The 24,985-nt window shown below is 61.5% G+C and carries 20 protein-coding genes and 2 pseudogenes; 8 read left to right on the top strand and 14 right to left on the bottom strand.

Features of this window, described 5'->3' with window-relative positions:
* Positions 1-4 precede the first annotated feature (4 nt).
* The 6 genes from JOD69_RS04290 to JOD69_RS04315 form a co-directional block, all read right to left on the bottom strand.
* The gene (locus tag JOD69_RS04290; RefSeq protein WP_086135462.1) at positions 5-1,048 is read right to left on the bottom strand and encodes an MJ1255/VC2487 family glycosyltransferase; all 1,044 of its coding nucleotides are present in this window, start codon (positions 1,046-1,048) and stop codon (positions 5-7) included.
* Positions 1,045-1,569, bottom strand: coding sequence for a phosphatase PAP2 family protein (locus JOD69_RS04295; RefSeq protein WP_077729172.1), 525 nt, complete (start codon positions 1,567-1,569; stop codon positions 1,045-1,047). The genes JOD69_RS04290 and JOD69_RS04295 overlap by 4 nt, the downstream gene beginning before the upstream one ends.
* A 193-nt stretch (positions 1,570-1,762) precedes the next feature.
* Complete coding sequence (locus JOD69_RS04300; protein WP_086135463.1) at positions 1,763-2,803, bottom strand: glycosyltransferase family 1 protein; 1,041 nt, start codon at positions 2,801-2,803, stop codon at positions 1,763-1,765.
* Entirely contained in the window at positions 2,760-3,569 is an 810-nt protein-coding gene (locus tag JOD69_RS04305; protein ID WP_077729170.1) for a UDP-2,3-diacylglucosamine diphosphatase, read from the bottom strand. Before JOD69_RS04305 ends, JOD69_RS04300 begins: the two co-directional genes overlap by 44 nt.
* A gap of 72 nt (positions 3,570-3,641) precedes the next feature.
* Positions 3,642-4,418, bottom strand: coding sequence for a lysophospholipid acyltransferase family protein (locus JOD69_RS04310; protein ID WP_086135464.1), 777 nt, complete (start codon positions 4,416-4,418; stop codon positions 3,642-3,644).
* The gene (locus tag JOD69_RS04315) at positions 4,393-5,184 is read right to left on the bottom strand and encodes a GNAT family N-acyltransferase (protein ID WP_077729168.1); all 792 of its coding nucleotides are present in this window, start codon (positions 5,182-5,184) and stop codon (positions 4,393-4,395) included. Before JOD69_RS04315 ends, JOD69_RS04310 begins: the two co-directional genes overlap by 26 nt.
* Before the next feature lie 764 nt (positions 5,185-5,948).
* On the opposite strand from JOD69_RS04315, the gene JOD69_RS04320 reads away from it, so the two are divergent.
* Both JOD69_RS04320 and tnpA read left to right on the top strand, forming a co-directional pair.
* Complete coding sequence (locus JOD69_RS04320) at positions 5,949-8,573, top strand: SBBP repeat-containing protein (protein ID WP_086135465.1); 2,625 nt, start codon at positions 5,949-5,951, stop codon at positions 8,571-8,573.
* 127 nt (positions 8,574-8,700) lie between these two features.
* A pseudogene (gene tnpA, locus JOD69_RS04325) lies at positions 8,701-8,940 on the top strand (IS200/IS605 family transposase); the annotation flags it as partial.
* Between the two features lie 218 nt (positions 8,941-9,158).
* On the opposite strand, the gene JOD69_RS04330 reads toward tnpA, so the two are convergent.
* The 8 genes from JOD69_RS04330 to hppD form a co-directional block, all read right to left on the bottom strand.
* Positions 9,159-10,259 (bottom strand): M14 family zinc carboxypeptidase, encoded by a 1,101-nt coding sequence (locus JOD69_RS04330; protein WP_077729166.1) that lies wholly within the window; start codon positions 10,257-10,259, stop codon positions 9,159-9,161.
* A 274-nt stretch (positions 10,260-10,533) separates the two neighbouring features.
* Entirely contained in the window at positions 10,534-11,625 is a 1,092-nt protein-coding gene (locus JOD69_RS04335) for a tryptophan 2,3-dioxygenase family protein (RefSeq protein WP_077729165.1), read from the bottom strand.
* Positions 11,626-11,800: 175 nt separating this feature from the next.
* Positions 11,801-13,756, bottom strand: coding sequence for an acetoacetate--CoA ligase (locus JOD69_RS04340; RefSeq protein ID WP_086135466.1), 1,956 nt, complete (start codon positions 13,754-13,756; stop codon positions 11,801-11,803).
* Between the two features lie 750 nt (positions 13,757-14,506).
* Positions 14,507-15,442 (bottom strand): hypothetical protein, encoded by a 936-nt coding sequence (locus JOD69_RS04345; protein WP_086135468.1) that lies wholly within the window; start codon positions 15,440-15,442, stop codon positions 14,507-14,509.
* Between the two features lie 130 nt (positions 15,443-15,572).
* Positions 15,573-16,217, bottom strand: coding sequence for a maleylacetoacetate isomerase (gene maiA / locus JOD69_RS04350; RefSeq protein WP_240507123.1), 645 nt, complete (start codon positions 16,215-16,217; stop codon positions 15,573-15,575).
* Positions 16,217-17,194: a fumarylacetoacetate hydrolase family protein gene (locus JOD69_RS04355; RefSeq protein WP_086135469.1), complete on the bottom strand. Its 978-nt coding sequence runs from the start codon at positions 17,192-17,194 to the stop codon at positions 16,217-16,219. Before JOD69_RS04355 ends, maiA begins: the two co-directional genes overlap by 1 nt.
* Before the next feature lie 2 nt (positions 17,195-17,196).
* On the bottom strand, positions 17,197-18,315 hold the full coding sequence (locus tag JOD69_RS04360; RefSeq protein WP_086135470.1) for a homogentisate 1,2-dioxygenase: 1,119 nt from the start codon (positions 18,313-18,315) through the stop codon (positions 17,197-17,199).
* Positions 18,315-19,370, bottom strand: coding sequence for a 4-hydroxyphenylpyruvate dioxygenase (gene hppD / locus JOD69_RS04365; RefSeq protein WP_077729160.1), 1,056 nt, complete (start codon positions 19,368-19,370; stop codon positions 18,315-18,317). The genes JOD69_RS04360 and hppD overlap by 1 nt, the downstream gene beginning before the upstream one ends.
* Before the next feature lie 257 nt (positions 19,371-19,627).
* On the opposite strand from hppD, the pseudogene JOD69_RS25190 reads away from it, so the two are divergent.
* The 6 genes and pseudogenes from JOD69_RS25190 to JOD69_RS04395 form a co-directional block, all read left to right on the top strand.
* Positions 19,628-19,747 (top strand): annotated as a pseudogene (locus JOD69_RS25190) (hemin uptake protein HemP); the annotation flags it as partial.
* A gap of 258 nt (positions 19,748-20,005) precedes the next feature.
* Positions 20,006-20,767, top strand: a complete 762-nt coding sequence (locus tag JOD69_RS04375) for an energy transducer TonB (protein WP_086135472.1) — start codon at positions 20,006-20,008, stop codon at positions 20,765-20,767.
* A 4-nt stretch (positions 20,768-20,771) separates the two neighbouring features.
* Positions 20,772-21,518, top strand: a complete 747-nt coding sequence (locus JOD69_RS04380; RefSeq protein ID WP_086135473.1) for a MotA/TolQ/ExbB proton channel family protein — start codon at positions 20,772-20,774, stop codon at positions 21,516-21,518.
* Positions 21,518-21,946 (top strand): biopolymer transporter ExbD, encoded by a 429-nt coding sequence (locus JOD69_RS04385; protein ID WP_086135474.1) that lies wholly within the window; start codon positions 21,518-21,520, stop codon positions 21,944-21,946. Before JOD69_RS04380 ends, JOD69_RS04385 begins: the two co-directional genes overlap by 1 nt.
* A gap of 76 nt (positions 21,947-22,022) precedes the next feature.
* The gene (locus JOD69_RS04390) at positions 22,023-24,170 is read left to right on the top strand and encodes a TonB-dependent siderophore receptor (RefSeq protein ID WP_086135475.1); all 2,148 of its coding nucleotides are present in this window, start codon (positions 22,023-22,025) and stop codon (positions 24,168-24,170) included.
* Positions 24,170-24,868, top strand: a complete 699-nt coding sequence (locus JOD69_RS04395) for a PepSY-associated TM helix domain-containing protein (RefSeq protein ID WP_077729154.1) — start codon at positions 24,170-24,172, stop codon at positions 24,866-24,868. Before JOD69_RS04390 ends, JOD69_RS04395 begins: the two co-directional genes overlap by 1 nt.
* Positions 24,869-24,985 lie beyond the last annotated feature (117 nt).

Raw genomic sequence — 24,985 nt, forward strand, 5'->3', positions numbered from 1 at the left:
GAATTTACCCATCGGTTCGGTGAACCTGGCTCCAGATATTATCCACCCAGGATTTGTCGACCCTCAGATCGCCTTGCATCAGCCAATCGGCGACGGCCCGTGCCACATCGGGGTAGACGACCCGTGTGGCCCGGCTCTGTTGCAGCCAGGCCTCGACGGTGGGGCCGTCCAAGGTCTGCATCACTTGGCCGAGCTGCAAGACCTCCAGGGCCAGCGCATTGGAGTTCTGTTCCATCTGGCCGTGCAGCGGCTTGACCAGGAGCTTCTTGCCGAGATGAAGCGCTTCGCTGGTCAATTCGAACCCCGAGTTGCATATCACGCCGGCGGCGTCGGCGAAGTCGTGCTGAAATCCCTTCCGGGAAAGCTGTTTGATGTGGATGTGCTCGGGCCGTGGATGGCGTTCGTCCGGCATGGTCGAACTGTAGATGTGAAACTGACGATCGTGGAACGGCTTCAGCAAGCGGACGACCTGATTGATGTCTTCGAAGGGCAGATAGACGACGATTTTGTCCGGCTGAACCGCCGCGGGTTCGAGATCGGTCTCGATGATGGGCGGGAGGATGGGATGATGGAAATGATGCCAGTGCACGCCCAGGCCCACCGTGACCGGCGCGAAATACTTGAGCACCAGATTTCCCATGACATCGGCATTCGCCTTGGGGATATCGTAGCCGAAGGCGTACTGATGGCCGATGCCGACGGTTTTGATGCCCTGCAGCCGTGCGGCCCAGGCGGTAACCGGTTCGAAATCGCTGACGACGATGTCGTACTGGCTCAAGTCCAGGGATTTGACGTCGCGGACGAAGCTCGGAAGATTGTTGCGAAATGCGGTCTTGATGTACCGCACATTGCCGGCTTTGGTTTCGAAGGTAAGACCGGCACGCCATTGGTAGTCGCCGAAGACGTCCATTTCGAACAGCTTTTCCCAAGGGCGGCCGGAAAACAGGTAAGTGACTTCGGCTCCGGCTTGCTCGAGTTTGGGCGCGATGGCTCGCGCTCGGGTAATGTGACCATTGCCGGTGGCCTGAACGCCATAAAACACTTTCACGTAAGATGGATCTCTAAACTCAGAAGGGCCAAAAGGATTCCCATCAGCGCGCCGATCAGCGTGTCGGTGGGAAAGTGAACGCCGAGCACCACCCGCGCCATGCCCATCAGCACAGCCCAGGTTAGGAGCAGAGGCGCAAGGGCCGGATAAAAGAAACTCAGCAACGTCGCCACCAGGAACGCCGCGGAGGTGTGCCCGGACGGGAAGCTGAAACGGTCGGACGGAATGATGAAGCTCGGAATATTCAGCGCGGCTTGGGGCCGGTCGCGCCGGCACAGATTCTTGAGGATGAAATAGACCGGACGCTCGATGGCGAAGCCCGTTAACAGGCAAGCCAGCAGAACCGAGCCCGCAGGCTGCCCGGACCATGCCAGCACCAGGCCGAGGATCAGGTACAAGTGCCCGTCGCCGGTCTTCGAGACGCATCGCGCACCGCGAACCAGCACGCGCCGGGATTTCCGTTGCGTTACCCAGAGAAACAGATTGACGTCGTAGGTTTGGATCGTCTGCATGAATTTCATGGCACGCTACTCCCTAAGGGCTACTCCTAAACCTTAGCCGGGGCAGATGACAATCCGGTGACGGAAAGATGAACGATCCATGACAGCGCTTAGAACTCGTAGGATGTGCTGAACGAAGTGGAGCGCCCTTCGACTAGGCTCAGGACAGGCATCAATCGCGAGGGTGCAGATGCCCATGGCTCGGGCACGGAGATCACGAATACCGCTGCCACCACGCCGTCGAACGCGCGCCGTTTTTCGGAATCGGCGCCAGATAGCTTTCGAACAGGAGGGCGCAATCGCGCCAGGAATAGCGCAGGGCATACTGGCGGCAGTCTTTGGGATCGAGTTTCAGCGCCTCGGTGATAGCGTTCTTGAGGTCTTCGTCCAGGCAGCCGACCCGACCGCTCAGAATCACGTCCTTCGGGCCTTCCACCGGAAAGGCCGCGACCGGAACGCCAGAGGCCAGAGCTTCCAGCATCACCAGGCCGAAAGTGTCGGTTCGACTCGGAAAAACGAAAACGTCGGCGGCCGCGAGATAGCGGGCCAGTTCCTCGCCGAATTTGTAACCGACGAAGCGGACATCGGGATATTTGCTCTCGAGCTCCTCCCGCTGCGGTCCGTCGCCGACCACGTACTTGGCGCCCGGCAGATCCAGCTTGAGAAAAGCCTCGATATTCTTTTCGATCGCCACCCGGCCGGCATAGAGCAGCACGGGGCGGGCATCGGGCAGAAAACCCTTGTCTCGGGGACGGAACAAGTCCGTGTCCACTCCGCGCGACCACAGCACCGGGTTCTTGAAGCCTCGCGCCTTGAGTTCCTCCAGCAAGGTGGGCGTCGCAGTCATCAGGCGCTCGCTTTCGCCATGAAACCAGCGCAGAAAGGAATAGCCGACAGCGAGCGGCAGACCGGTGCGGAGATGGATATATTCGGCGAATCGGGTATGGAAAGAACTCGTGAAGGGAAGCCCGCGCCGTTTGCAAAAACTCCGGGCGGCCATGCCGAGCGGGCCTTCCGTGGCGATGTGAATGGCATCGGGCTGGAATTCGTCCAGCCGGGCTCGGAGTTTCGAGCCGCAGCCCAGCGCCAGACGGATTTCGGGATAGCTCGGACAGGGCCAGTTGCGAAACTGATCCGGCGTAAAGGTTTCGACCGTATGTCCGATCGCGCGGAGCTGCTCAGAGATCGTGCGAAGCGTGGTGACGACGCCGTTAGTTTGTGGGAGCCAGGCGTCCGTGATCAGGGCGAGTTTCAAGTGCGAGATCCTCCAGGAGTTGGGTGCTTTCTTCCAGCCAGCGGATGACGGACAGCGTTCCGGCGTGGCTTTCGGCCAAGGCGGTGCAGCTTTCCACCCAGTCGCCGCAGTTGCCGTACAGCGTGCCGTGCTCGGCCGTCCGGATCGTGGCGTGGTGAATGTGGCCGCAAATCACGCCGTCCAGATTTTGTTCATAGGCCTCGTGAATCAGCGCCCGCTCGAAATCGAAGATGAAGTTCACGGCGTTCTTCACCTTGTGCTTGATGTAGGCCGACATCGACCAGTAGGGAAAGCCGAGAATGCGGCGGACGTGATTGAACCAGCGGTTGACCTCGATCAGGAAGTCGTAGGCGCCGCTGCCGAGAACCGCCAGCCAGCGGCTGGAGCAGACCACGCCGTCGAACTCGTCGCCGTGCAGTACCAGAAGCCGGCGTCCGGCCGCCGTCTCGTGGACCGCGCTGGCGTGGATCTCGATGCCGTTGAACACCGTGCCGATATAGCCGCGGAAGATTTCGTCGTGGTTGCCCGGAATGTAAATCACCCGTGTGCCCCGAGCCGCCATCGCCATGACGGTGCGGACGATCTCGTTGTGCAGGCGGGGCCAGTAAACACCGCTCTTGAGCTTCCAGAAATCGATGATATCGCCCACCAGATAAAGGCGTTCGCATTCGATGTGCCGCAGAAAATCGAGGAGATATTCATCCTTGCAGCCCCTCGTCCCTAGATGTACGTCGGAAATCCAGACGGTACGGTATTTCAGCTTCATGGATAGTCCTCGCTGCGGTTGAAACTGGCAAAGAACTTAAACCGATTTTCTTAAAGCGCCGTGACGGACCGGTTAAGAATTCATGACGGCCAGTCCGCGGCAAGAATGGCCGGCATCCAGCGCGGCCACGATCTGTTGCCGCGTGGTTTGCGCCAACTCGTTCCGGCCCGGTCCGGGCGGAACGGTGGGGCAATAGTGCACATGGAGATCGATCCGTTCCAGCTTGAGGATGTCGAGGAGATGCGGCAGAAATTCGTCCTCGCCGACGAAGGGTGCGCATTCTTTCGCCGCGCCGTCGTAACGCAGGGCGACCGCCTGGACGTGCGCTCCCGCCAACTGCGCCGGGTGGAGCAGCTTGCCGTGAAAACGCAGCACGCGGTCGCCGGTGGTTGTCGTGCCTTCCGGGAACAGCACCAGGCGTTTCCCCTGGCGCAATTGCCAGGCCATCCGTTCGGCCACGGCTGCGCTCTGCCCGGTATCGCCGCGCTGGACGAAAAGCGTGCCGATGCCTTTCGCCAGGTAGCCCATGACCGGCCAATCCGCCACTTCCCGTTTGGCGACGAACAAGCAGGGGCCTTGCGCTCCGAGGGCGATGATGTCCAGCCAGGAAATGTGGTTGGCCACCACTAATCGGGCGTTCGCGTCGGGCCGCCCGCGAATGTGCAAGCGCAGATTGAGAATCCGGCAGACGGCACGGTTCCAGCTCACCACGATGGCGTCGTTCAAGGCGGCCGACTTCTTCCCCAATAGCAGCCTCAGGGCCGGCATGACCGTGCTGACGGCCACGATGCCGGCCACGAACATGGCGGCGATGGCCAGGGCTTTAAACCACTGCCGACAGCGCTGCACGCGAGTTTTCCTGTTTGCTGGCGATGAAGCGTTTTTCGTAGCGGGCCTGCATGCGGGAGAGGTCCAGCAGAATGAACACGTCCATGACGTTGAAGTCCTCGTCCCAGAAAGGATCGCCCAAGACCCAGCAGCCCAGCCTGAGATAAGCCTGCAACAAAGGCGGAATGCCGCTTTCGTCCTGGACGCAGCGCTTGTGCGCAGGAACCGGATTTTTGGACCTTACCAAGAGTTCCGACGGGCCGAACTGGTGCGGCTCGATCTGCCGATAGACCGCATCGACGGCGAAGCCGCTGGGGCCAGGCGGGATGCTGGCGCAGCCCATCAGGTAGTTGAAACGGCCGTTGTAGACGTATTCCGCCAGCCCGTTCCACAAGGTTCCGAGAACCACGCTGCCGCGGTGGGACGGATCGACGCAGGTGCGGCCGATCTCCAGGAAGCGTCCGGGCAAGGCCAGAACCTCGTCGAGTTGGAATTCGCCCTCGGAGTAGAAACGTCCCAGGCGCGCAGCCTGGATGTCGTCCAGCAAACGAGTGCAAGCGACGATCTGCCCGGTTTGGGTGTCGCGCACCAAGAGATGATCGCAGTAATCGTCGATTTCGTCATAATCGAGACCCTCGATCCGGGTATGCAGATGCGCGCCCATCTCTTCGGCGAAAACGTGGTAGCGCAGGGCTTGGGTTGCGCGGACGGTCGCCGGATCGCTGGCGACTTCGGCGGCGTAACGGCGAGGACGGGACGAGAGAGAAATAGCGTCTTGTACTGACATGTAAGCCTTCCGTCTGTGCTTCGATGGAAAGGCACTTTACGGAGGCGGTATGACGCAAATATTGCGGTTTGGTGACGAAATGATGACAAGCGCCGCAGGCGATCCGTTTTGGCTCGGAGTATTTTTCGTCTTGGCGGTCGACGGTTGGAAGCATGATTGAAGGGGGCGCCGCGTCAGCGGCACCTAATATCACCATTCCAACCCCTGACGCCGTAACCGCTCGCGCTCGGCGTCGCCAAGTGCGACCCAGGGTTCCGGCGAGCGGACGGCGCGGTAGAACAGATCGAACAGGGCCGTAGAGCCGCATGGGAAACTTCCTCATGCGGCGCAATACGGGAGTACCCTATTGCGCCCAACGCGGACTATATTTCCCATTTTGGGATCAGCCCCCAATATCGCTGCCGCTCTCTATGACAACGCCATTAACCTGGAGCGCATCTTATTAACCCGGCCTATAAATATAGGCCGGGTTAATCCGGGGCAGGGATGCCCCGGCGCGGCGACAAGCCGCGTGAGCCCAGGCCGGGCGTGTACCGGGCCTGGGCGGCGGCCCGAAATACCAGGAGGGTATTTACGGGCCTGGTTCATAAACTCTCAGGGCATCAAGCATTGAACAGCCCTGATCGGAATTTGATGCCGCGAAGCCGGTCATAGGAATTAGAAAAAGGACGTTTATTTTTCCTGGACTCAAACTCTGCGAGGCTCAGATTCTGCCCAAACGGGGGGTGAGCGCCATGGACAGGTCCGATCCCGGAGAGGGAATCATGCAATACTCGACGCGGCAAAGGGACAGGAAGCCGAGCTCCCGCGGCCGGTTTCCGGGCTTACGGTACTTTTTCCTGGGGCTGCTGGCCTTGCTGGGGGCGATCCTGTTCGCCCGGCCCAAGCATGGCGGTGAGCCGCATGACGCTTCGAGCTCGCCCTCGCCGCAGGTGAGCGGGAAGCTCATTCATCCGAGCGTCCCCTTCATCGCGAACCAGGGGCAGACCGACGAGCGGGTGAGGTTCTATGCGGGGATCGACGGCGGCACTGTCTATGTCACCCGCATCGGCGAGATCGTGTACGACCTCCCGAAGGTGTCCGGCAAGACCGGGACAACGGGTTGGTCCCTGAAGGAGGCGCTCGTCGGCGGCGCCGCTGCCTTGGTGGACGGCGCAGAGAAGGCCCCAACCGAGGTGAACTATCTGATCGGGAGTGAGGAATCCGCCTGGAGAACGAACGTCCCGACCTACGATCGCGTGACCCTCGGTGAGGTGTACGAGGGGATCGAGCTCGAGCTGAGGGCGTCGGGCGCAACCGTCGAGAAACTCTTCCACGTCAGGCCTGGCGCGAGGCCCGAGAAGATCGGAGTGAGGATTTCTGGCGCGACATTCCTCCGGGCGAACGACAAGGGCGAGCTGGAGGTCGGCACGGGGCTCGGCACGGTCGTGTTCAGCAGGCCGAAGGCCTACCAGACGGTCGCGGGCCGCGCACACCCTGTGGAGGTCGCCTATGCGGTCGAGGGAACGAGCTACCGCTTCGAAGTCGGGCAGTACGATCGGACGAAGGACCTCGAGATCGACCCTTTGATCCAAGCCACCTTCCTCGGGGGATCGGGAGGGGACCGCGTCACCGCCGCAGCGGCCACGGCGTCGAACGTGCTCGTGGCGGGGACTACCGACTCGACGGACTTCCCGGGGACGGCGGGAGGGGCTCGACCTGCCCTGGCGGGTCCGAGCGACGGCTTCGTCGCTCTCCTCAGTTCGGACTTGAAGACGATCATCCAGGCGACGTACCTGGGGGGGACCGGCGACGACTCCGTGAGCGGCCTCGCGGTCTCGGAAGCCGGTATCTACGTCACAGGTTCGACGACATCGACGGACTTTCCGGGAACGACCGGAGGCGCCCGACCGCAGAGCGCGGGGGGCAAAGATGCGTTCGCCGCGCTCCTTACCTCGAACTTGAAGGCGTTGACCCAGGCGACCTACTTCGGAGGGACCGACGAGGACGCCGCCAGCAGCGTGGCTCTTTTCGGGGGCGCCTATGCCGTGTTCGTGGCGGGCCGGACGGCCTCGCATGATCTTGTCGGGATTCTCAACAGCGCTCAGCCGCTGAATGGGGACCCGATCATCCGCCCCGTCGGGCAGAATACGAACGACGGCTTCATCGCCGCGTTCTCCGCTGATCTGACGAACCTGACGCAGGCGACGTACCTGGGAGGTCGCTCCTCCGATTTCATCAACGCCATCGCGATCTCGGCGGGGTTCGTCTACGTGACGGGGGAAACCGTCTCGACGGACTTTCCGAAGACAGGAGGGGGCGCTCAGGAGATCCATTATCCCGACGGCCAGTCCGACGCCTTCGTGGCGCTCCTGACCAGCGATTTGACCTCGCTCGTGCAGGCCACCTACCTCGGGGGGCTTGGTCAGGACATCGCGCACGCCATAGCCGTTTCAGGGCCGGACGTCTTCGTGGGGGGAGAGACCACTGCGTCGAGCTTCCCCGGAACGCTGGGAGGGCACACACCGACGTTCGGAGGGGCCACGGACGGCTTCGTGGCTCGCCTCAACTCCAGCCTGGCGAGCGTGATCCAGGCGAGCTTTGTGGGAGCCGGCGGCTTCGATCGGGTGCTCGCGCTGGGTATCGGCGGCTCGTTCTTCGGACCGGTCGTCAATGTGGCGGGGTCGTTCGATACAGACCCGGAGGGGATCACCGGCCCTGATGCCTTCCTGTGGGTACTCGGGTACGACCTGAAGGACTTCGCCGAAACCCCGATCACGAACCCGGCGGCCCTCCGAACCTCGTCCTTCAACTCCTTTGGATCGTCCGACGTCGCGACCGCCCTCGCCGTTCCGCCGTCCATCTCGGGGTTCAATGTCTATCTGGCGGGCGAGATCCCACCGAGCAACGCAGACCAGATGGGAGCCGCTCAGCCGAGGTACGGCGGTGGCGCCAGCGATGGCTTCGCCGACAAACTCGTCCTCGTCAGCGACTACTCCTTCTCGCCCCTTCCTACGATCAACGTCACCCAAGGCGGACAGGGCCTGGCGACGGTGACGGTGAATTCGCTGAACGGGTTCACGGGAGAGGCCGTGAAGCTCGGGATCTTCGCCCAGCCGACCGGAGGGGCGCTGCCGGCCGGCTTCACGGCGCCCGGTTTCCCCCAGGACATCGGCTCCCTCCCGCCCAATGGGTCCTTCTCTTTCACGCTCACCATCGGTGTCGCGTCCACCGTCACGCCCGGCACGTACACGCTGTGGATCGTCGGGTTTCCGGGGACCTCGGTCGCGCACGCGGCCCCCGTGACCGTGAACGTCGTCACTACGATCCCCAGCACCATGCAGACGATCAGCCCGCTCCAGGAGAGGAACTCGGGACGATCGGCAGCTTGGGGAGCGCCGACTCCCTGACATCCAAGCTCATAGCGGCTCAAGACCTGGCCGACGCAGGCCGCGCCGGTGCGGCCATCGAGGAGAGCATGCAAAACCAGGGGGAGTGCGCGGCCTGTTGCAGGTCTTCTGCGGCGGGGACGGTTCGAAGCGGTGGAAGAAATTGATTTTTGGTGCGCTCAAGCGGCATTTTGGAGAGATATTTCAGGAGCTCGCCGGGCACAAGGAATCGAAAATTGTTGAAGGTCACCTGATGGGCGACCACGTTCATATGTGTATCAGCATTCCGCCGAAGTATGCGGTTTCGAACGTGGTGGGCTACATCAAGGGTAAGCGTGCGATCCAAATCGCCAGGAAGTTCGGCGGTCGGCAGAGGAACTTCACCGGCGGGAGTCGATTTGGATGCGTGAAGCGCCCAGCGGGCGAGCGCCGGGGAGGATGCGAAATCAGCAGACAACCCGGCGGCGCGCTGATCCTGCGCGTCATACAGGAGAATTCAGCACGCACGAAAATGTACCGTAGACCAGAATATGCGTCGGCGAATCATATGGGCACAGTGCGTGCCAATCGACATCCGGCCGATTGGTCCGGCGTTTGCGCGTCTCATCATCCGTCATACCACCATTCCAAGCCCTGACGCCTTAACCGCTCTCGCTCGGCTTCGTCGAGCTCGGTCCATGGCTCGGGCGAGCGTACGGCGCGGTAGAAAAGCTCGAACAGCAAAAGATGACGCCTTAGGGTCCGCCGCACGCGGTGAGGAAGGCGCGGATTGAAGACGCCGAGGGCCGAGAATGCCTGCGACCAGTTCTTCTTCACCCAAAGCCACGAACCCAGCTCCAGGGTGAAGGGAATATAGCGGCCGTCGGGCCGGACGGTTCTGTATTCGTCGTAGAGGTAATCCCACAAGTCGCCGTGGGCGAGGTACTGTCGGGACTGGGGCTCTATGCAATAGACGTGGTTGGGATGGGTCTTGTCGATCAGGTGCTTCAAGGCGACGGCTTCCGCCAGTGCCGGAAAGGGCTTCCGGGTTTTCGCGAAGGGAAACCACAGGCGGTCTACCTTCCCGTAGCCGGAGTGCACGTCGATGCTGAGTGCGGTTCGGGCGGGAAAGAGCTCGCGGCGCACCCAATCGCAAAGGGTTTGCGCCTCGATCTCCATGGGAGCGTCTTCCTGCCCTTGATACCAGGGCAATGCGGGAGAAATGCGATGCCCGGCGAATAGATGCCAACGGGACAATCCTTCCGCCCGAACCGGCGCGTTTCGCATGAGATCGACCCGGTTGCCGTTGGATCGTCGTTTGAGATACATGCCGACCGGATTGACCAGCGGCATGATCAGCAGGCGAGTCGTGGAGAGCATGTCTCGGGTCACCCGGTCCCAGCGAGCCATTTCCACCAGGGTCCGGAGGTATGAGGTCACGACCTGCGTGCCGATACGCTCAAGTCCGTGGACCCCGCCGAACAGCGCCAGAGCCGGCAAGGCGGGATCGGGCGGACCGAAGCGAAAGGCCAGCAGCGGAAACGATTCCTCACCGTGATGCAATTCCGCCAAAACTTCCACCCGCGCCCAATCCCAGCCCGCATCCGCGACGTGCTCCGCGAGTATCAGAAGCTCCCGCAGTTCGGGGAGGGCGCGCATCACCGGACGAGTGAGCAACCCCTGTCGAGGCTCGAAGGACGTCGATTCACTGGCGGAGAAATCGGTCATGGGTGTACGTGAAGAGCGTGATTTGGACAGCTTAGCAGGATGGATATCGCTGCCCTAGTCCGTCCGATCCAGCGGTGGACGATGTCTGCCTTCTGTCTCGTCGAACATCGAACGGTAGATAGGCTTAAGTTGTTGGATAAGGCTCTGCGGGGGTGGGCCTGAGCACATTTTCAGGTTTGGCGCAGCGCCGTCAAGGTCCAGTAGGTCGGCAATCCCTTGCCGACCTACGAATTTCACGATCCTCACCGCTAAACCGATACAAAATGTTGCCGGCTCAGCTGCACCTCTCTCCGGTGAAGTGGAAGTCGAGACTTTGCTTCAGCCGCTTGGGCAGGGCCGGCAAGGACGAGCGCGGGATCAGAAAGGTCGAGAGGTTGAACAAATCCTTGAAGATCCGCTTCTTGTCCACCGTTTCCTGGAGATATTCGTGTCCGCTGCTTCCCCCGGTACCGATTTTGCTCCCCAGCATGCGTTGCGCCATCAGGGCGTGGCGGCTGCGCCAGGCGGTGAACTGTTCGTCGATGTCCATCAGGTGACTGAGCAGGCGGAACGGCAGGTGCAGAATCGGCTCGTCGCGGTAAAGCTGGATGAAGAGGGCCGATAGCACGGACGTTTGGCAGAGATGAAACATGCCTTGCGCCTTGAGCCGCTCGAATCCTGCCGGATCGAGCAGGTAATCGAATTTCCGCCGGGTGTTTTCCAGCTCGGCGAGCTGCGCGCTTCGCTCGGCATCGGAAAATAAAGGATTCGTCTCGATCGAGCGCCGGTCTTTCGCCAGCATAGCCATGACCGCCTGACGGTAGCTTTCCCAAAAGTCATAGCCCTCGAACTTGAGGAAGGGCATGCGCGCCAGCCAGGCGTCCACCTGTTCGAAAAGACTTGGCTCGCTGGCGATTTCGCGCAGGTATGCGACATCCTCGGATCTGAGCCGGCCGGTGACCGGTTGCGGAACGTGAACGCCCAACCCCAAGCGCAGTTCGATCTCGCGGAATTGCACGCTCTGGAATCCGGAAGCGGGGATCAGGTAATCGCGAAAATCGAGAAAATCCAGCGGAGTGATGGTCTCCAGAACGTCGATTTGCTGATTCAAGACCTTTTGTATCGCAATGACGCGCTCGAGACGGGCGACGATGACGCCCATGCTGTGTTCGTCCAAAGGCGTGACCGCGAATGCACCGAGCACCGACTCGAGTTCGTGCAGGATTTGCTTGAACCAGATCTCGTAAGCCTGGTGCGTGATGATGAACAGCATCTCGTCGTGGGCTTCCCTGCCATGCCGGCGGCTTTCGGGCGTCTGAGCGCTCAAGAGACGCTCGAGTTGCAGGTAGTCGGCGTAGTAGATTTCTTTCGTGGAGCGCTGATTCATCGGGGTGTCTCCGCTTGATTGATTGATGTTATACAGGCATCGTCGGCAAAGGATTGCCGACCTACGCTTGTAGGCAAACCCAAGTAGGTCGGCAATCCTTTGCCGACACGAACGCGCGTCCCGTTCGGCCGGGCGGGAGAACGGCATCAGGCATGACACGCCCGGCTCAAATCCCTCAGCTCGCCAGCTCCGGCAAATTCCTGAAGAGTTCCAGCGCCTCGGGATTGGCGAGCGCGTCGCGGTTTTTCACGGGGCGTCCGTGAATGATCTCGCGTACTGCGAGTTCGACGATCTTGCCGGAGAGCGTGCGGGGAATGTCGGCGACCTGCACGATCTTGGCCGGAACATGGCGCGGGCTCGCGTTTTCGCGAATCTGCCTCCGGATTCTTGCCGCCAGCGCTTCGTCCAGCTTCAGGCCTTCGCGCAGGCGCACGAACAGCACGATGCGGACATCGTTATCCCAATTCTGGCCGACGACCAAACTTTCGACGATTTCGTCGAGCCTTTCGACTTGCCGATAGATCTCGGCAGTGCCGATGCGCACGCCGCCGGGATTCAGCACCGCATCGGAGCGGCCGTGAATGACGATGCCGCCGTGCGGCATGATCTCGGCCCAGTCGCCGTGCCGCCAGACGCCGGGGTACATGGAAAAATACGCCTCGCGGTATTTGGTTCCGTCCGGGTCGTTCCAGAACTCCAGCGGCATCGAAGGAAAGGGTTTGGTGCAGACCAGTTCGCCTTTCGTGCCGACGACCGGTTGGCCGTTTTCGTCGAAGACTTCGACCGCCATGCCGAGCACCTTGGCCTGGATCTCGCCCCGTCGAACCGGCCCCATCGGATTGCCGCCCACGAAGCAGCCGATCAAATCGGCCCCGCCCGAGATCGAGGACAGGCACACGTCGGATTTGACGCGCTCATAGACGTAATCGAAGCTGTTCGGCGCCAGGGGCGAACCGGTCGAAAGAACGGTCCTGAGCGATGTCAGCCGATGCGTGCGTTTCGGTTCCACTCCCGCCTTGAGCAAGGCGTCAATGTATTTGGCCGAAGTGCCGAAATGGGTCATGCCCTCGGCATCGGCGAAATCGAACAGCACATTGCCCGAGGGGTGGAAGGGAGAACCGTCGTAAAGGAGCAGGGTGGCGCCGCAGGCGAGGGCGGAGGCCAGCCAGTTCCACATCATCCAGCCGCAGGTGGTGAAATAGAACACCCGATCGTTCGGCTTCACGTCGCATTGCAGTAGGTGTTCCTCCAAATGTTTGAGCAGCGTGCCGCCGGCGCCGTGAACGATGCACTTCGGAATGCCGGTCGTGCCGGAGGAATAGAGAATGTATAGCGGCGAGTCGAAAGGTAGCCGGGCGAAGGGAATCTCGCGCGTTTGGTAGGGCGCGAGATAATCGTCGAAGCGAATCGCCCGTTCGCCCAGCGCCTTTAGCTCAGGCTGCTCGGAGATATAAGGAACGAGGACAATGCGTTCGAGCTTCGGCAAGTTGGCCATGATCGTGCGGAGCTTGTCGGCGGCGAAATGGGCTTTGCCGTTGTAAAAGCATCCGTCGGCGGCGATGAGAACCTTCGGTCCGACTTGCCCGAACCGGTCCAGCACGCCCTGTACGCCGAAATCGGGCGAGCAGGAGGTGAAGACCGCCCCGACCGATGCGGCGGCGAGCATCGCGATCACGGTTTCCGGCAGGTTGGGCGTGATGGCGGCGACCCGGTCTCCCGGCACGACGCCGTCGGCTTCGAGAGCCTGCGCCAGACGGCTGACTCGCTGGTAAAGCTCGCGCCAACTCAGCCGCCGGCGCACCCTATCCTCGCCCCAGAAGACGATGGCGTCTCCGTCATCCCGGCGTTTGAGCAAATTCTCGGCGAAATTGAGCCGCGCCTCGGGGAAGAACCGCGCGCCGGGCATCTTGTCGCCGTCCGCCAAAATGCGGTCGCCGCGCGTCTCCGCCACGACTCCCGCGTAGTCCCACAGACTCAGCCAGAATTCGTCCATTTGCTCGATTGAGAAGCGGTGAAGGGCAGCGTAATCGGGCAATTCGATGCTCCATCGATCTCGCAGAATGTGCGTGAATCGGTACAGATTCGTGCTTTCGATGCGCGAGCGGGTGGGTTGCCAGAGGGGTTGATTCAAGACGGCGCTCCAGATTATTTATCGCGGGAAAACCCCCGGTTCTGCCGAGGGACTCGCAAAGTTTGACATTTCCGGGAGTCAGGTATTGTCCCAATTTCGCTGGGCCGTCATTCCGGCAGGGATTGCCGGAATCCAGTTCACAGGGATTGTGAATGGTCGAAACCATCCGTGGTCACTGGACCCCGGCAATCCAATCGCAAACGGGCCTTTAGTCGGCCCCTTCCCTGCCGGGGTGACGACATGGCTTTTGCCCGATGGCGGTCAGGCCCCTTTGAGGGGCCAGCCGTCGAAAGCCACTGGCTTTGCCGGTGGATCGTTACTTCACGCAAACTCCAATAGCCGGAATAAGTCCTTCGACTTTTCTCAGGACAGGTTCTGCGTTTCCGGCTTTGTGTTCTTATCCCGTTTGCCGCGCCGAGCATCGGAGCTTTCTGCGGGAATAACCCGTAAGGGGCGCAGAATGGATTCTGCGCGGCGATCGAGGGTCATGATGACCCTTCGATCGCCTCCCGCCGAAAGCGACAAATTCGCCGGGAGCGAATTTGACCAGCGGTACGCTGGCCCGAAGGGCGAAAACCAAGGATGGTTTTCGTAGCAGCGCAGGACCCAAGCGGCAACCGGGCGGCTTTTTTTGGTTACTTTCTTTTGGCCGAGCAAAAGAAAGTAAGCCGACCGTGGGTTCGGAAACCCACATTCAAATAGCTGTCGCGCAAAAGACTCCTCATATTGACGATTTGCGGGAAGCGCTGCTTAAGCCGCTTTCGCCAACTCCCGCCGCTGTTCGTCCAGGCCGTCCCAGAAAACCGCCACGCCGTCGAGCATTTCGTTGCCATAACGGATGAAATCATCCTCGTCGATGTCGCGGGTGAAATAAAGCTCTTCCAGTTCCTCCTGGGTATGCTGGGCGTGCTGGGCTTCGAGGCGGTTGTGCCAGGTGAAGAAAGCGAGCGGCAAGTTCGAGCCGGTACGCGCGTTGTAGCGGACCAAACCGTCGATCAGTTCCTGCCAGAAACCGGCCGCCGCCCAGTTTTCCACGGCATAGCTCGCGGCCTGGGTGATTGCGTAGTTCTCGTTGCCGTAGAGCCGGATCAGTTCGTCGCAGAAATGGAGGGTGGCGGGGGTGCCGTGCCTGCGGCCGCCGAGATCCAGAAATCCGAGTCCGAGCTCCCCGGCGATTCGCAGCAGCCACTCGAAATGCGCCGCGCGGAAATGGAATATGCCGCCTTCCACCGTGCCCTCGGTGGAGACCAGTTCGGGATCGACCTCATGGTCGGGATCGCGCGTGGCGGACCTTTTCCGCCCGGCATTGAAGACGACGCCGATTTCGTTGGCGAGAATTTCCTTGGAGGCCCGCATGCCTTCGAGAGAATCGGCATTGATCATTTTTTGAAGCTGGGCCACCAGGAACTGGTTCGAAAACACCGAGAACTGGACGATGAACGCCCGGACCTGATCGAAGGTCTGCTCGCCCTGGCTGAACCAGGCGGTATAACGATTGTTGGTGATGGTCCGGTGTCTCAGCATTTCGGTGTCGATGCGCCGCTGAAAGGCGAGAAAGCGTTGGGCCTTGTCGACCGAATACCCGGTCCGGTTCGTCGCAAGCGCCTCGAGCGTCGGAGCGGTCAGGCCCGACAAGCGGTGTTCCTCGGCATAGCGCTCAAGTTTGGAGTCGGCGACGGCTATCATGGAACCTCCTCATAACATAAGAAGGAAAACTACTTATTTGACCCGCGAATTCGTTCCGAATTTCTCCGGCAGGTCGGCAATCCGTTGCCGACATGGGCACTCCCGGCGCTACGCCAGCCCGAAAAATTCACTATTCGGCGTCCGCCTGCTGCTCCGGTGCCGCGTCGCGGAATGCGGTGAGCGCAAGGCAGCTTTCGTCGATCGCTCGTATTCGGGGGAACCCGTTCAAATCGCAGCCGAAGCGCCGGGCGTTGAACACCTGCGGCACCAGGCAGATATCCGCAAGGGTCGGCGTGTCGCCGAAGCAGAATCGGCTGCTGCCTCCGTGGCGGGCGAGCTGTTCCTCGAACGCCCCGAACCCTTCCTCGATCCAGTACCGAATCCAGGCGTTTCGGGCCAGCTCGTCCTGGCCCAGCACCTCCGCGAGATACCGTAGGACCCGAAGATTGTTCAAGGGATGAATGTCGCAGGCGATGATTTGCGCAAGCGCTCGGACGTAAGCCCGCTCGTCGCGGCGGCGTGGCAGCAGCGGCGGGTCGGGATAGGTGTCGTTCAGATACTCTATGATCGCCAGGGACTGCGTGAACGGCGTTCCCCGGTCCACCAGGGTCGGTACCAGTCCCTGCGGATTGATTTCACGATATTTGGGTTGCCGCTGCATGCCCTTCGCGAGATGCACGAATTGCGGCCGGTAAGACAATCTTTTGAGGTTCAAGGCGATGCGGACCCGGTAGGCGGCCGAGCTTCGGAAGTAGGTGTACAGCTCCAGCCCCATCACTGCAGCACGTCCTGTTCGATGGCGCCGAAAACGGAGCGTCCGTTCCGGTCCAGCATTTCGATCCGTACCGTCTCGCCGTGCCGGAGATAAGGCGTCCGGGCTTCGCCGGATTCGATCTGTTCGAGGACGCGTTTTTCGACGATGCAGGAATAACCCCGGCCGGTGTCCGCGTTGCTGACGGTGCCGGAGCCTATGATGGTGCCGGCGGGGAGGGGGCGGGTCTTGGCGGCGTGGGCGATCAGGGCGGGGAAGTCGAATTGCATGCCTTGGCCGGCGTCGGGATTGCCGACGAGAATACCCCTCCGGTGGGTCAGCAGCGGAAGGTGGATCTTGCCGCCGTCCCAGGCATTTCCCAATTCGTTGGGCGTGACCGCAACCGGCGAGAAGGCGGGTCCGGGTTTGCCGTGCAGGAACCCGAAGCCTTTGGCGAGTTCCTGGGGAATCAGGTTGCGCAGCGAAATGTCGTTGACCAGCATCAGCAGCTTGATGTGCGAGGCCGCTTCTTCGGCTGTCGTTCCCACAGGCACGTCGTCGGTGATCGCCGCGACTTCCGCCTCGAAATCCAGTCCCCAGCTTTCATCGGCGAGCCGGATCGGGTCCCGTGGGCCGAGGAAAGCCGCCGATCCTCCCTGATACATCAGGGGGTCGGTGTACAGGCTCGGCGGCATGGGCGCGCCGCGGGCCTTTCGCACCCGCTCGACATGGGACAGATAGGCGCTTCCGTCCAGCCATTGATAGCTTCGGGGCAAGGGCGACGCCAGCTCGGTAGGTCTTAAGGGGAGCGCATCGAGCTCGCGCTGATTGAGGGCGCGATAGGTGGTTTCCAGTGCGGGTGCGGCGTCTTCCCAGTTCTCCAGTACCGATTGCAGCGTTGAGAAGCCGGACTCCAGGGCGGGGAATGCCGTTTTCAGCTCCCGGTCGACGATAACCAGGGTTCCGTCGCGGCTTCCGGATTTCAGCGAAGCGAGTTTCATGGCTATTTCCAGGAATCCACGTAGCCCGCCCACTCGACCCCGCGGGGCAGGTCGGCCACTTCGAGGGCGTCGCGGGCGTCGATCATGACCGCCACCTCATCGGTTTCGGTGCGCGACCTCGCCTTAGCCGCCTCCAATGCCTTGGGATGAGGGCCGTGGGTGATTCCGCTGGGGTGCAGGGTCATCATGCCCGGATGGATGTTGTCGCGGGAGAAGAAATGGCCGCGGTGATAGAAGATCACCTCGTCGTAATCGTCGTTGTTGTGATAGAAGGGCACCCGGAGCACGCCCGGATCGCTTTCCAGCGGCCGCGGGCAGAAGGTGCACACGACGAAGCGCTCGCTGGCGAAGGTGGTATGGGCCGAAGGCGGAAGATGATAGCGATGGCTCATCAGCGGGCGGATATCGCGCCAGTTGAGCCGGACCGGCATCAGCGTGCCCTGCCAGCCGACGGCATCGAGCGGATTGAAGGGATAGGTCACGGCGCTGAGCCGATCCCGCCGCTTGACCAGCACCCGCCAGGTCCGGTCCGACTGCTGGGCGAGAAAGGCGTCGTCGATCTTGGGCGTGTCCAAGACCGCCGGGTCGAACACGGCATGGGCTCCGACGATGCCTTTTTCGGGAAGCCGGTAGGTACTGTTGGACGCCTCGATCAGGAGGAAGACGCCCATGCCGGAGGTTTCGATGCGCCACAGGGTGCCCCGTGGAATCACCAGGTAATCGCCCTCGGAAAAGGCGAGATGGCCGTAGTCGCAATAAAGATGCCCGGAGCCCTCGTGGACGAACAGCAATTCGTCGCCGTCGCCGTTCCGCACCAGGTGGTCCATGGCGGAATAGGTATGCCAGCACCGGATTTTCACGCTCAGATTGCCCAGCATCGGCGTGGCGTCCCATGGCGAGACGCTGGTTCCGGTGAGCTGGTTGGTATCGAAGGCGCGCGGCCTGAGCGGTCCCTCGACGCTGATCCAGCCGGTCGGCGGATGGCGGTGGAGCATTTGCGTGGAAGGGCCGTAGAAGCCCTCCCGCCCCAATTCCCGTTCGTAAGTGCCCTCGGGCAAATCGGCGTGAGCCTGGCGGGCGGCGACGCCCTCGACTCTCGGCAGTGAAATCCAGCGGAACATCAGATTACCCCCCGTCGCATTTGATCGTCTTCTATCGCCTCGAACAGCGCCTGGAAATTGCCCTCGCCGAATCCTTCGTTGCCTTTCCGCTGGATGATCTCGAAGAAAATCGGCCCGATCACGGTCTCGGTGAAGATTTGCAGGAGAAGGCCCACTTTGTTGCCCGGCAGGCCGTCGATGAGAATCCGGTTCCGCCGCAGCCGCTCCAAATTCTCACCGTGGCCCGGAACGCGGGAGTTCACCCGCTCGTAATAGGTATCGGGCACGTCCATGAAGCGGACGCCGTTCTCGCGGAGCCGCTCAACGGTGGCGTAGATGTCGTCCGTGGCCAGAGCAACGTGTTGAATGCCTTCGCCGTGATAAAGGTCGAGGTACTCCTGAATCTGCGACTTGGGATCGGAAGGCTCGTTGACGGGAATGCGGATCTTTCCGCAGGGGCTCGCCATCGCCCGTGATTTCAGCCCGGTCGCCTTGCCGTGGATGTCGAAATAGCGGATTTCCCTGAAACCGAAGACGCGCTCGTAAAAATCGGCCCATTCGTCCATGTGGCCCTTGCGCACGTTATGGGTCAAATGGTCGATGCGGGTCAGGCCGACCCCGAAAGGTTCCGCCGGCTCGTTTTCGATGGGAACGAAGTCGACATCGTAGATCGAATGCTCTCCATAACGGTCGACCAGATAAATCAGGCTCCGTCCGATTCCGCGGATGGCCGGGATATTGAGTTCCATGGGACCAGCCTCGCTGGCGGACGGCCTGGCGCCCAGTTCGAGCGCGCGCCGGAAGGCCCAGGCGGCATTTTCGACGCGAATCGCGAAGGCGCAAATCGAAGGCCCGTGCCGCTCCGCGAAGCGCTGGGCGAAACTCCCCGGTTCGTGATTAATGACGAAATTGATCTCTCCCTGCCGGTATAGAACCACATCCTTGGACCGGTGGCGGGCCACGGCCTTGAATCCCATCTGCTCGAAAAGTCTCGCCAAGGCTTGAGTGTCACGGGCGGTATATTCGATGAATTCGAATCCATCGGTCCTTATGGGGGGGACGTCGTCGCTTGTCATATTGGATACCCCAGTGGCGGATTTTTTTGAGTTCTTTGATTCCTATGACCTCGGTGGTCGCATAAAGATTCCCATGGCTCGACGAGTCAGGCGCAGCAAGAACGGTTGTCAATGAAAATGATAATTGATATCATTTGCGACAGGGTGGATGTGCCGTCCGCCGCCGCTGAACGACATGAGGAAAAAGTATGAGCCCAAGCAACCGAACCGAAACCGATCGCCCGCATCGTCGGGGTGATGCGGGGCCCTTTCATTCGAAGCGCAGAGTCACAAGTGCGGAGTTGTTGGGCTCCGGTCGTGAAATCGTGATCGAACATGGCGGAGACGAATACCGTCTGCGCCTAACCAGCAACGACAAGCTCATTCTGACGAAATAGTTTGTGTGTGTGAGACTCGTCCCGGGAGGGGAGAGCGTAGGTCGGCAATCCTTTGCCGACAACCCGCTGGCCGGACTGTTGCTGTCGGCAAAGGATTGCCGACCTACACATCGGGATCCCTTACACCGAATCGGAAAATGCTTTAGTGGAACGCGTCGCAGGTTCCGACACCCCTTGTAGCCAGCCACCCGGCCTCACGGCATAGGTAGCCAGCCAGACAGTTTGGTTTAGTTACGCTTCTGTTGGTGAGGCAGCATCATGTGGGCAGCCACTTTTCCGCCGGACCGTCTCTGGCCCGGCATCTCAATCGTCGATCGTTGTTGGGGAGTTCGCACCGCCGGCATATTGGGGGCCGCCCTGGTCCATGCCGCGGTGCTACCGATGCTGATAGAGGACGAGTCGGTGCCGGCAGTGCAGAGTCCGCAAGCGGCGCCGGTCATGGTCGACCTGATTTCGACGGCGCACCCGCAAGCCGATGCGCCCCAGGCCGTACAGAAACCGGTAGAACCCGTCAAGCCCAAGACCGAAACGCCCAAACCGAAAGCGAAGCCCAAGCCGAAACAGGTCCGACCGTCGGCCAAGCGGTCGCCGATCCTGTCCAGGCCCAGCCAGGCAGCCGTGCAGCAGACGACTGCCGAACAGGAACCGTCTCTACGTCAAACTTCGACGGAAGCGGCGCCGGGCCCGGTACTGCCGCCATCAGCCGTATCGGCGACGGCTCCGTCGCCGGGGCCGGTCGTTCCGCCACGCTTCAACGCGGCTTATCTGCGCAATCCGGCGCCGGCCTATCCGGTCGGTTCCCTCCGCCGAAAAGAACAGGGCAAAGTCGTGCTTCGGGTTCTGGTGGATGCCGGCGGCGGCGCCGAAGCGGTTAACGTCCAGACCTCCAGCGGATACGACCGGCTCGATGCCGCCGCTCTCGAAACCGTAAAGCAGTGGAAATTCGTTCCCGCCCGCCAGGGAGACAAGCCCGTGCCGGCGTGGGTCTTGGTCCCGATTTCATTCTCACTCGAAGGATAATCCTATGGAAACGACAGAAACCCTGGGCTTGACCCATTTCCTGGCGCAAAGCGACTCGGCCGGCAAGGCGATTTTCGCGATCCTCGTCGCCATGTCCGTCGCGAGCTGGTATTTCATCGTGGCGAAGAACCTGCAGGCGCTGATCGCGCGCCGCCGGACGGCCCGCTTTCTGGAGTCCTTCTGGAACGCCTCTTCCCTGCATGCCGTGGAATTGCAATTGGAAGAGCACCACCCGGACGAACCGTTTTCCCATCTCGCCTATCATGCGCTGGTGTCATCCCGGCATCATGCTCGGCACGGCGCGGGGCGGCTGAACGAGGCGGGTTCGGCGGCGGAATTCCTGACGCGTTCGATGCGCCGGGTCATCGACGAGGAAACCGCGTCTCTCGAATGGGGGCTAACCGTGCTCGCGTCCATCGGCAGCACCGCCCCGTTCATCGGCTTGTTCGGCACGGTCTGGGGCGTTTATCACGCTTTGGTCAACATCGGCATGAGCGGGCAGGGGAGCCTCGATCAGATCGCAGGTCCCGTGGGCGAAGCGCTGATCATGACCGGCGCCGGCCTCGCCGTGGCCATTCCCGCCGTATTGGCCTACAACGCCTTCGCCCGCTCCAATCGGCTTCTGCTGGCGAAGCTCGATGCCTTCGCCCACGACCTGTTCGCCTTCCTGACTACCGGCGCGCATTGCGTCGGGACCGAAGCCGATGCGCGAAGCGGCGCGGTCGGCCAGGCCGTCGCGGGAGGTGTGTGATGGCGTTCGGAAGCTTCAGCCAGGGGCAGGGCGGCATGCGTCCCTCGGCCGAGATCAACATGATCCCGCTCATCGACATCATGCTGGTGTTATTGGTCATTTTCATGATCACGACGCCCTTGCTCACCCACAACGTCAAGATCGATCTGCCCAGAGCGGCGAGCCAGCCGAGCACGGACAAAGCCGAGCACGTCGATTTGGCGATCGACGGAGCCGGCCGGCTTTTCTGGAACAATGACGCGATCGACCGGGCAGGGATGCGCGAGCGCTTCGCGGCGGCGGCACGGCAGCAGCCTCAGCCCGAGGTGCACCTCCGGGCCGATAAAGCCACGGCCTACCAGATCATCGCCGAAGTGCTCGCCGCCTCGGCCAATGCCGGCGTGACACGCATCGGCTTCGTCTCCGATCCGAACGAAGCCAAGCCTTGACATACGAATTAGCCACCCAGCCGTTTTCCAGCCAGGTAGCCAGCCAACAGAACCAGTTAACTTGGGGAAAACATCCATGACTAAGAATAACAACTACCGGCTTAAATCCACGGCGTTGGCCGGAACGCCACTCGCGCTTGCCCTGGCATGCGCGACGGATGGCGCCATCGCGGCGGACGAAGATCTCACCACGCTCGACCAGGTCAAAGTGGTCGGCAAGGTGGAACAGGCGGGCGGCGACACGAAAGGTTACATGGCCAAACGCACCACGACGGCGACCAAGACCGACACTCCCCTGATCGACGTTCCGCAGTCGATCACCGTCATCACGCAGGAGCTGATCAAGGACCAGAACATGCAGAGCATCGCCGACACGGTCCGCTACGTGCCCGGCGTCGTGATGTCGCAAGGGGAAGGCAACCGGGATGCGGTGATTTTTCGCGGCAACGCCACGACCGGCGATATGTACGTCGACGGCATGCGCGACGATGTCCAGTATTTCCGCGATCTTTACAACATCGACCGGGTGGAGGTGCTGAAAGGCCCGAACGCGATGATTTTCGGCCGCGGCAGCTCCGGCGGTCTGATCAACCGGGTAACCAAGCAAGCGAACTGGGAGAACCCGCGCGAGGCGAGCTTTCAGGTCGGTTCCTGGGACAAATTCCGGTTAACCGGGGACTTCGGCCAAGCCATCAACGAGAATTTCGCCGTTCGTCTCACTAGCATGTGGGAGAGTTCACGCAGCTTTCGCGAGGGTTTCCATGCCGAGCGCTGGGGCGTCAATCCAACCGTGTCCTGGCGTCTGGGCGATCAGACCCAAGTGACCTTCGGCTACGAGCATTACGAGGACGACCGTGTCGCGGACCGCGGCATTTCTTCGTTCTCGGGCCGCCCGGTCGAGACCGACGTTTCCACGTTTTTCGGCGATCCGAGGCGCAGTCCGACCTGGTCGAAAGTCGACGCGTTCAACGCCTTGATCGATCACGACTTCGGGAACGGGATCAAGTTCCGCAACCGCACCCGTTATGCGATCTACGACAAGTTCTACCAGAACATCTTCCCGGGGGCGGTCAATGCCGCGGGCGACCAGGTGGCGATCTCGGCCTACAACAACGCGACCCAGCGCGAGAATTTCTTCAACCAGACCGATCTGACGTTCGAGCTCGAAACCGGACCGTTCAAACACACTCTGTTGACCGGCGCCGAGTTCGGTCACCAGGAAACCGACAACTTTCGCCAGACCGGATATTTCACGGCGGTGGGTCCCAATGCGACATCGGCCAGGGTTCCCGTGGCGGATCCGAGATATACCGGCCCCGTCACCTTCCGGCAAAGCGCCACGGATGCGGACAACCACGGCCTCGCGACCATCGCGGCGGGCTATTTTCAGGATCAGATCGAGCTCACCAAGCACTGGCAACTCGTGGCGGGGCTTCGCTACGACAACTTCGAGGTCGATTTCCGCAACAACCGCAACGGCCAGACTTTCTACACCAATGACGACCTTTGGTCGCCGCGCGGGGGCCTGATCTTCAAGCCGTTCGACGAGCTCTCGATCTATGCGAGCTACAGCATGGCCTATGTGCCGCGAGCGGGCGATCAATTGGCCTCGCTGACACTGGCCAATAGCTCGTTGGAGCCGGAAGAGTTCAAGAACTACGAGGTGGGTGCGAAGTGGGACATCCGTCCCGATCTGTCGGCGACCCTGGCCTTTTATCAGCTCGATCGCCTCAACGCGATCGCCACCGACCCCAATAACCCCGCGGTATCATTCCTGGTCGACGGCCAGCGCACGCGGGGGATTGAACTGGGATTGAGCGGCAACATCACCGACCAATGGCGCGTGATCGGCGGATACGCCTACCAGGATGCCGAAATCACCGAGAGCTTGTCGGCCAGCGCTCCGAAAGGCAACAAGGTGGCCCAGGTCCCGGAACACACGGTTTCGCTCTGGAACCGCTACGACATTACCCCTCATTGGGGCGTCGGCCTCGGCGCGGTATACCGCAGCGAAATGTACGCGGCCACCGACAATAACGTCACCCTGCCGGGCTTCCTCCGCTTCGACGGGGCCGTCTATTACACGGTCAACGACAATGTCCAGGTGCAGGTCAACGTCGAAAACCTATTCGACAAGGAGTATTACGCTTCGGCGCACAGCAACAACAACATCATGCCGGGCTCGCCGATTGCCGCCACAGCCGCGCTGCGGGTGAGATTCTGATGAAGCCCGCCGAGTTCGGTCTTCCGGCTCACTCGCCGCGCTCCAAGCCCTCGGGCGGATACTTGTTCCTCCCTAGGCGTCTGGCGCGCGGGGCATTCCTCAAATGGCTGCGCCGCACTCACGCCTGGATAGGGCTGTGGGGCGCGGCGTTGGGGTTTTTGTTCGGGACCACGGGAATTCTGCTCAATCACCACGAGAAGTTGAAAATTCCGGCCGCCCGGATGGAGCAGACCGTGATACAGCTGCCGCTGCCGGAACCGCGTCCCGCCGATCCCAAGGCCTTGGCACTATGGCTAGCAGAAGCGCTGCAGTTCCCATCCGACAAGGCGAAGATCATGCAGGAGCCTGGCAAGACCGTTATCTGGAACGGCGTGGAGGTGCGGCAGCCGGCGCGCTGGCAGATCGCCGCGCGTACGCCGCAACGCTTCCTCCAAGCGGAATATTGGGAAGGTAATGCTTTCGTCACTGTCAAGCGCGGCGAAGCGAATGTCTTCGCCCTGCTCGGCAACTTGCACCGCGGCGCCGGGTTGGGCGTCGGCTGGATCTTGCTGGCGGACACGCTGGCCGGCGGACTGATCGTGCTCGGCCTGACCGGCGTGCTGCTGTGGACCCGGCTGCATGGCCGCCGGCTCACCGCCGCCGGGCTCGGCCTCGGCTCGCTCGGTCTGGGACTCTGGTTTGTCTGGCAGGCTCTATAGAGAGACGGGGGAGGTCGCGCCGACCGGAACAACGGGAATCATCGCAGCGGAAGGCGGCCGGCTGAAAGCAGGGGAACGATTGGCGAACGTTCTTGGTCATTGATACTTATTCATCTT

Origin of the sequence: Methylocaldum sp. RMAD-M, assembly GCF_017832375.1 — a bacterium.
Taxonomy (GTDB): domain Bacteria; phylum Pseudomonadota; class Gammaproteobacteria; order Methylococcales; family Methylococcaceae; genus Methylocaldum.